At 63.1% G+C, this 7,732-nt stretch carries 6 protein-coding genes; 4 read left to right on the forward strand and 2 right to left on the reverse strand.

Annotation, left to right across the window (positions count from 1 at the left end; genetic code table 11):
* The first annotated feature begins 1 nt into the window (after position 1).
* The 3 genes from ABH945_RS35725 (at position 2) to ABH945_RS35735 (ending at position 3,583) form a co-directional block, all read left to right on the forward strand.
* The gene (locus tag ABH945_RS35725) at positions 2-1,861 is read left to right on the forward strand and encodes a DUF2300 domain-containing protein (RefSeq protein WP_429253829.1); all 1,860 of its coding nucleotides are present in this window, start codon (positions 2-4) and stop codon (positions 1,859-1,861) included.
* A gap of 92 nt (positions 1,862-1,953) precedes the next feature.
* Positions 1,954-2,742, forward strand: coding sequence for a YfaP family protein (locus ABH945_RS35730; RefSeq protein WP_429253832.1), 789 nt, complete (start codon positions 1,954-1,956; stop codon positions 2,740-2,742).
* Between the two features lie 22 nt (positions 2,743-2,764).
* The gene (locus tag ABH945_RS35735; protein WP_074767042.1) at positions 2,765-3,583 is read left to right on the forward strand and encodes a YfaP family protein; all 819 of its coding nucleotides are present in this window, start codon (positions 2,765-2,767) and stop codon (positions 3,581-3,583) included.
* 159 nt (positions 3,584-3,742) lie between these two features.
* Here the strand turns inward: ABH945_RS35735 and ABH945_RS35740 are convergent, their stop codons facing one another.
* A complete protein-coding gene (locus ABH945_RS35740; RefSeq protein ID WP_074767044.1) occupies positions 3,743-4,222 on the reverse strand; it encodes a PRC-barrel domain-containing protein in 480 nt (159 codons plus the stop codon).
* Positions 4,223-4,662: 440 nt separating this feature from the next.
* Between ABH945_RS35740 and ABH945_RS35745 the strand changes: the two genes are divergently transcribed.
* The gene (locus ABH945_RS35745) at positions 4,663-5,076 is read left to right on the forward strand and encodes a hypothetical protein (RefSeq protein WP_429253830.1); all 414 of its coding nucleotides are present in this window, start codon (positions 4,663-4,665) and stop codon (positions 5,074-5,076) included.
* Positions 5,077-5,193: 117 nt separating this feature from the next.
* On the opposite strand, the gene rpoD is transcribed toward ABH945_RS35745, so the two are convergent.
* Entirely contained in the window at positions 5,194-7,191 is a 1,998-nt protein-coding gene (gene rpoD / locus ABH945_RS35750) for an RNA polymerase sigma factor RpoD (RefSeq protein ID WP_074767049.1), read from the reverse strand.
* Positions 7,192-7,732 lie beyond the last annotated feature (541 nt).

A 7,732-nucleotide genomic window follows, 5' to 3' on the forward strand; every position in this document is an offset into this window, starting at 1 on the left:
TATGTTCAGCACGCTTCGGCCTGTTCGCGATTGTCTGGCGGTGACGCTGAGGGTCGCGCTCACCGTGAGCGTAGGCTACGTGGCGAATGGCGGGGCTGCGTATGCGGCGGACTCCACCGTGCCCGCGCTCGCGGCAAACGCGAGTTTCGCTTCGAGCCGCGCCGTCGACCGCGCAACCAGCGCGACAAGTGCCGCAATAGCGCGGCCTGCGTCCTCGTCTGCGCAACTGCTGAACTTCGCGTGGTTGCGCGACGGCCAGAGCCAGCTTTGGCAAACGACCGCCAATGCCAGCGGCCCGGCATCCGGGCTGGAGCCGCGATCTGCGCGACCCTTGCCCGCATCGCTTGAAACGCCACTTGGCAGCGTGTGGAAACTGTTCGTCTACGGCTATCTCGTCGACCGTAATATCGCGACGCCCGACTACGCGTGCAACGGCGGCGACCGCGACGAAGTGTATTGCTGCATGACCGGCGGACACATCGACCGGGAACACGCGCTGGTGCAATCGTGCGGACTGTATTTCGAGCCCGCGCGCCTGCAACTCGATTCCGCCGACTGGCGCAAATACTGGAGCACAGCGCACGCGCCAGCGTGGCTGCGCGATCTTCATTCGATGACGCCGACGCAACGCGTGCGCGTCACCGATCTGCTCGCAGCATTGCAGGCGATGCCTGCGCGTCCGCGTGAAGCGGCGGCGAGCACGCTGGTGTCCGTGCTCACCAGCGGACGCGGCGAAGGCACGGTCGCGCTATATGGCAGCGTGTTGCGCGCCAAAACCTGGACGATGCCCAATCCGGCGCGTCCGGGCGCATCGCTCGGCGGCGCGGCGGGCTGGCTCGCGGACGGCACGCCCGTGTGGCTCGGCGGACCCGGCGGCAGCGCTCGCGTGCTGGCTGCCGCCGCGCCGCGCATCGCGCCGCTGCTCACGTCGATTGCCGTACCGGACGACGACGGCTGCGTGCTGGTCGATTTCTTCAGCCGCTATCCGATCCGGCAAGTTCTCGGCGATGCAGGACCGACCGCTGCGCCCGACGGGCCGCTGCGTGGCGATTTTCGGATCGGTTTCATCAACGGCAACTGGGCGCGGGTGACGAGTCTCGGTGAGTTGCGGCTCGATCGCGACGCGGCAGGCGCGCCGCGCGTGGTTGGCCGCTTCGGTATGAACGACTACGTGGCGCGCGTAGTCGAGCGCGAGGGCGATACGAGTCAGCCGGAAGCGGTCAAGGCGCTGGCGGTGGCGGCGCGTACCTATGTGGTCCAGCACGGTAATCACGACCACGGCTGTTTTCGTATCGACGACAGCAGCAGCACGCAGCGTGTCCTGCCGCGCGAACCGACCGCAGCTGCCCGCCATGCCGCCGATCTGACCGACGCGCTGGTGCTGACCGGCGTGCCGGTTCAGTATCACCACGACAAGGCCGCGCCGGGCCAGATGAGCTGGCTTGCCGCGAAGGCGTCGGCGCAAACCGGTCTCACGTTCGACGCGATCCTCGCGCGCACGTGGCCGCAGGCGACATTGACCTCGTTCCTGAGCCCGCTGTCCGGCGACTGTATCGCGGTGGCGGGCGCGCAGGCCTGGTTGAAACGTAACGCGTCCACATGGGAGCGGCGGCTCGACGGCGCGGCAGGCTACGAGACGCCCGATCTGCCGGCGGTGTGCGAAGTGCGCGAAGGGCGTCCCTATGCCGATGCGCAGCGCAATCGCGTCTACGTGTACCGGTTGCAGACCGAAGAGGACCGCATCGCGCTGGCGCATGAATATCTGCATCTTGCGTTCCAGCATCATCCGCGCGGGCTCGACGAGGCGTTTGTCGAACGCACCGCGCGCACGCTGATCCGTACCGATAATCCAATCCAATGAACGACGTTACGCGCCCATTTTTATCGTTGTCCCGCCGAGCGGTTTCCGGGCGCTGCTCGCGTGGCTGCGTGGTGGTAGCGCTTGCCGTGACGATGCTGTTTGCGAGCGTCGTCACACAGTCGGCAAACGCTGCCGATACCGCCGGCCTCATCGCCGATCTGACCGGCGCGTTCGGCGGCTGGCGTCATAGCGGGCTGACGAACGAAGGCGAGCGGTTCGTCGCGGCGTACCCCAAGCCGCCGGTCGATCGTGGTGCGCAGCGCTTCCGCACGCTGATCGAGGGACGCCTGCGGCATATCGACAAACACGCGCGCAGGCCGCCCATGCTTGTGGTCAACGGCAATCCCACGCCGCTCTATACCGACGACGAAGGCGCGTTCGCGCGGCCGTGGGCGTTCGGCGCGGGGTCGAACAGCATCGAACTGATTTCCGCCGATGGCCGGCAGCATCAACGCATGCAGTTCTACGAAGCCGACCGCAGCAAGCCGCAGGCGAAACTGCGCGCGATCGTCACGTGGGACGATCCGCATGCGCAGGTCGATCTGCATGTGATTACGCCCGACGGTTTGCACGCGTTCTTCGCCAATCCGACCCTGGAGGACGGTAGCGGTTTCGATGTCGATTCCGTCGACGGCGCGGGGCCGGGGATTTTTTCGTCGGCGGCGCCCCAGCGTGGAACGTGGCTGTTCTTTCTGAACTACTGGGGCAATTTCGATTCGACCGGCTATAACTTCGACGCCGCCGCGCACGACCGCGATGTGATCACCGCGACGTTGACGCTGGTATTCAACGAAAACACGCCGAACGAACGACGTGAAACGATGGTCGTGCCGCTGCGCAAAATCGGCGACCTGATGCTCGTGAAAAGCGAGCGACTCTGACAGCGGAACGGGAGCATTGACGATGAAGTTCGATACCACGACGGGGTGGGTGAAAGCGGCTCGCGGACTGCTCGTCGCCGTCTGCCTGCAGGCTGCGACGGCGGCGCACGCGAGCGAGATCGATTTCGCCGCGCCGCTGAACGGCTGGCGCAATACGAGCGGCGACAGCGCGCGTTATACGCAGGACGTGCATTACCCGGCGGTGTCGGTGTCGACGCCGGAGGGGCAGTCGAAGTTCGCGCTGATCGAGGGAGAGATCCGCAATACGCCGAAAAACAAGAGCAAGGGCGACGGTAGCGGCAAGTCGGTCGGCACGCTGGTGGTCGACGGTACGCCATTGCCGCAGCGCGTGGAGGAAGATGGCAAGTTTTCGCGTCCTTATGCGTTCCCTTCCGGCAGCAATAGCGTCGAACTTCGCGCGCCGGACGGCAGCCGCAAACGCGTGCAGTTTTACGACGCGTACAGCGGCAAAACCCAGCCTAAGCTGCGCGTAGTGCTCGCGTGGGACACCGACGGAACCGATCTCGATTTGCACGTGGTGTCGCCCGATGGCGCGCACGCATGGTACGGCGACCGCGTGACAGCCAACGGCGGCTCGCTCGATGTCGACGTGACGACCGGCTATGGGCCCGAGATTTATTCGTCGGCGGCGCCGTTGAAGGGGACGTATCTGGTTTTCGTGAATTACTACGGTAGCGGCGATAGCGGCAGCGATATGACCGTCGCGCAAATCACGATCATCACAAACGAAAACACGCCGGACGAAAAGAGCGAAACGATCCGCGTGCCGATGCGCAAGGCTGGGGAGTTGACGCTGGTCAAGCGTTTCGTGGTGCCCTGAATCAGGATCGTGCGACCCGTTGAGAGCGGACGCACGAAATCCAGTGCGATCAATGACTTGGATGAGTCATGCGCAGGTTGTCCACAGGCTTAAGAACAATTTCTGTGGACAACGATGGAATGCCGGTGTGCCTTTGGGCTGAAGGCAGCGCCGGGAGTGCTAGAGGTTCGACTCCCGTTCCTGCGCCACACCGCGCGTCGCCGCCCAATACGGCGAACGATTGTAGTAAGCGTGGACCGACGCGCCCCATTCCACATCGGCCATCGACGGCCAGTGATCCTTATCGAATCCGGGTGCGCTCCTGATCCGCTCCACGGGTGCGTCGAGCACGAAGCAGCGGTCGTCGGTATCGAGCGTGAGGACGCTCCACGGGATCGCGTGAAGCGTGTCGCCTATGCCGAGAAAGCCGCCCGTCGACAGCACCGCGTAGGCGATCCGTCCGCCGCGCACGTCGAGCATGATGTCCGAGATTTTGCCGACATGTTCGCCATCGGACGAAATCACCTTGTTGCCGTCGAGCGTCGACGCAGCCATCACATCGGGACCGGGGCCTTCGCCCACGCCCATTCCAACTATGTTTGCACCTTGCGCGGCGGAAGGGTCGGCGGATGCCGGCTTTGAGGGATCGAGTGTGGTCATGATTTGCTCCTCGTAAAAGCGTAGTGAGGAGCGCGCAACGAGCGTGCCCAAGGCGGCGGGGATGGTGGTTGTTTTGCTGGTGGCTCGCGGTGCTTGCCGGATGGCGCTTGCCGCTTGCCGCGACAGCGCGACAGCGAGTATTTCAGGCAGTGAGGCGGCGTTTGAGGGCGGTTTGCTCTCTGGCGACAGCCGGCACAGTTGAAGGTGACCACGCCGCACCCAGCCGTGGCTGATTTTCAGCCTGCCGTCGATCAACCGACAAGTACGCTTACTGCGCCTTACCAATGCTCAAGTTCCGGCTAGCGAGCGTCGATAGAGTTTATGACCGATTGCGCGTTGCCCCGCTGCGTGAGTCGCCATGTATCGCCGATGCACGGCGACTTGGCTTTCCGCAGCCGACGGCGCGACGCGTGCCTTAAGCGACATGAACGGAGGTAGCAATGCAAATTAACAGCACATTGCCAACGACGACGCAGCTAGCGGCGCCAGCAACAACGAACAGCACGGCCGCCGCGAGCGACCCCGCCGCGCAGACCAGCACATCTGGAACGCCGTCGCAGGATGACGCGGTCAACATCTCCACGGACGGCGCGGCGCTCGCTGCGCAGGCGACTCAATCTGCGCAACCCTCTCAGACCGGGAATGCGACGCAGGACGCCACGACGGGCGATACGTCGGGAGACGGCGATACGGATTCCGGTTCGGATGTCTCGCCGGTGAAGTCGTTTGCGTACGGCTCGCTTGGGCTCGAGCGGCCGGACCAGCCGCAATCGGACGGCAACTCGTTCTACACAGCCGGACGCTGGCTGGCGGCGGGTATCACCATTGGCGGCCTTGTGTCGCTGCTTATTTGATGCTGGAAATGAGGCGGGAAAGCGGGGAGGGGTGAAGCGGAGGGGGCAAGGCGGGAGAAAAACTGCGCTTGCCGTGCCTGTTGCACGGCAAGCGCGATCGCTAACTAAACCGCTGGATTAGCGGTCGAGGAACGACTTCAGACGGTCAGCGCGGCTCGGGTGCATCAGCTTGCGCATAGCCTTGCTTTCAATCTGACGAATCCGTTCACGCGTGACGTCGAACTGCTTGCCGACTTCCTCGAGCGTGTGGTCCGACTTCGTGTTGATGCCGTAACGCATACGCAGCACCTTCGCTTCGCGCGGCGACAGCGAGTCGAGCGCGTCGTCGATGGCGGCGCGCAAGTCGGCCTGCATTGCAGCGTCGGCCGGCGACGAAGCCGCCGAATCTTCGATCATGTCGCCGAGCGTCGCGTCGCCGTCGTCACCAACCGGCGTTTCCATCGAAACCGGCTGCTTCGCGATTTTCAGGATGCCGCGAACCTTTTCTTCCGACAGTTCCATGCGTTCCGCGAGCACCGACGGATGTGCTTCCATACCCGTTTGCTGCAGGATTTCGCGCGAAATACGGTTCAGCTTGTTGATCGTTTCGATCATGTGCACCGGCACGCGGATCGTGCGAGCCTGGTCGGCGAGCGAACGCGTCACAGCCTGACGAACCCACCACGTTGCATACGTCGAAAACTTCCAGCCGCGACGGTATTCGAACTTGTCCACCGCCTTCATCAGGCCGATGTTGCCTTCCTGGATCAGGTCGAGGAACAGCATGCCGCGGTTCACGTACTTCTTCGCGATCGAGATCACGAGACGCAGATTCGCCTCGATCATCTCGCTCTTCGCCTTGCGCATCTTCGATTCAGCCGCGACCATCTTGCGGTTGACTTCTTTCAGATGCTTCAGCGGCAGCGAAACCGTGGCTTCGATCTCGATCAGCTTCTGCTGTTCGGACTGAATCGCCGGCAGATGACGCTCCAGCGCCGGGCCGTACGTCGAGTTGCCGCGTGCAGCGCGTTCCGTCCAGCCGAGGTCGGCTTCGTGGCCGCCAAACGACTCGATGAACTTCTCGCGCGGCATACCGCTCTTCTGAACGACGATTTGCAGAATGTTCCGCTCGATCGCGCGAACTTGCGCAACCTGGTGCTGCACGTCGCCGCACAGGCGGTCGATCGTTCGCGCGGTAAAGCGAATTTTCGCGAGGTGTTGCTGAATTTCTTCGCGTGCGCGCAGATAGGCCTTCGAGCTGACGTCACCGCGTGTATGCGAAGCGTTCATCTCGTCGGACAACATGCCGACCTTGGCGAAAATTTCGAGGCAGTCGCTCGTGAGTTGCTTCAGACGCGCTTCGTCCGCAGCCGACGAATCCGCCGGGCCGACGTCGTCGTCGCTATCTTCGTCTTCGTCACCGTCGCTGTCAGCGTCGTCGTCGGCGGCCGTGTCGGCGCTGGGCGCTTCGTCTTCCGCCGCGACCGTTTCTTCGTTCAGGCCGTCGACCAGTTCGTCGATGCGCAGTTCGCCGTCGGCGACCTGCTGGGCGCTTGCCAGAATCGCGGAGATCGCGAGCGGGCAGGCGGCGATGGCTTGCACCATCTCATGCAGACCGTCTTCGATACGCTTCGCGATGGCGATTTCGCCTGCGCGCGTCAGCAGTTCGGTTGCGCCCATTTCGCGCATGTACATACGCACCGGGTCGGTCGTGCGGCCGAACTCGGAGTCGACCGTCGACAAAGCGACTTCGGTTTCTTCGTCTGCCTGATCGTCCGACACCACGGCGGGCGCGTTCGAGTTGAGCAGCAGCGTTTCAGCGTCGGGGGCCTGTTCGTAGACCTGCACGCCCATGTCGTTGAACGCGCTGACGATGCTGTCGATTGCCGCGGTTTGCGCGAAGTTGTCGGGCAGGTGGTCGTTGATCTGGGCGTGGGTGAGGTAGCCTTGCTCCTTACCCAGCTGGATCAGCGCGCGCATCTGGCGCTGACGCTCTTCGGCTTGTTGCGGCGCGAGTTCTGCTGCAACGGGGATCGCTTTGCCAGCTGCCTTGCCCTTGGCCGTGCGACCGGACGGGGCTTTGGCTGTATAGCTGGCGTTTTCGTGTTGCGAATCTTCGCGATCAAAAGGGTTCACGTATTCTCCTCTAGAGGCTTCGCTATGAGACGCAAGACGCGACCGTCAGGCGTTTCGAGCATGGCTCAACATCACCTGAGTGACTCAACGCGGTTGTTTGGCTTGTGCTCTTGGAGAGCAAAAAGATGAGCCCGCTCGAAGCGGGCCGATAGAAAAATGCGAAAATCGCGCGGCTCGCATTATATACGAGGTTGCGCCTTCGCGCTCATGGGGGCACACCAATTAGTGATGCGCGTTTGTCGCAGTACTGCTTGCGCCCCGCTGGTGGCGGGCCGGGCCGAGTGCCGACGTAGGTTGTATATGGCGCGCACTAGGCTAAATGCAAGCCTTCAACTATAGAACAAGTCTCGGTTTTTCACATGACGTGCTAGGCCTCTTTCTTCACCATATATAGGGGCTGTACGTTTCCGGCGTCTTGCGCGGTCTGCCCGCAAGAAAATTCGCGGAAGGGGGTTGACGGGGTTCGGTCTGATCGCCATAATCTCGTTTCTCTGCTGCAGACGCAGCGACGCAGAACGAAGCGGTGCCGGGTGGTTGAAGT

This window comes from Paraburkholderia sp. GAS333 (genome assembly GCF_050435665.1).
GTDB classification, from domain to species: Bacteria; Pseudomonadota; Gammaproteobacteria; order Burkholderiales; family Burkholderiaceae; genus Paraburkholderia; species Paraburkholderia fungorum_A.

Excerpts from the sequence above, each read along its gene's own strand:
- ABH945_RS35725 (WP_429253829.1), top strand. The coding sequence starts at position 2 with ATGTTCAGCACGCTTCGGCCTGTTCGCGATTGTCTGGCGGTGACGCTG.
- ABH945_RS35730 (WP_429253832.1), top strand. The coding sequence starts at position 1,954 with ATGCTGTTTGCGAGCGTCGTCACACAGTCGGCAAACGCTGCCGATACC.
- ABH945_RS35735 (WP_074767042.1), top strand. The coding sequence starts at position 2,765 with ATGAAGTTCGATACCACGACGGGGTGGGTGAAAGCGGCTCGCGGACTG.
- ABH945_RS35740 (WP_074767044.1), bottom strand. The coding sequence starts at position 4,222 with ATGACCACACTCGATCCCTCAAAGCCGGCATCCGCCGACCCTTCCGCC.
- ABH945_RS35745 (WP_429253830.1), top strand. The coding sequence starts at position 4,663 with ATGCAAATTAACAGCACATTGCCAACGACGACGCAGCTAGCGGCGCCA.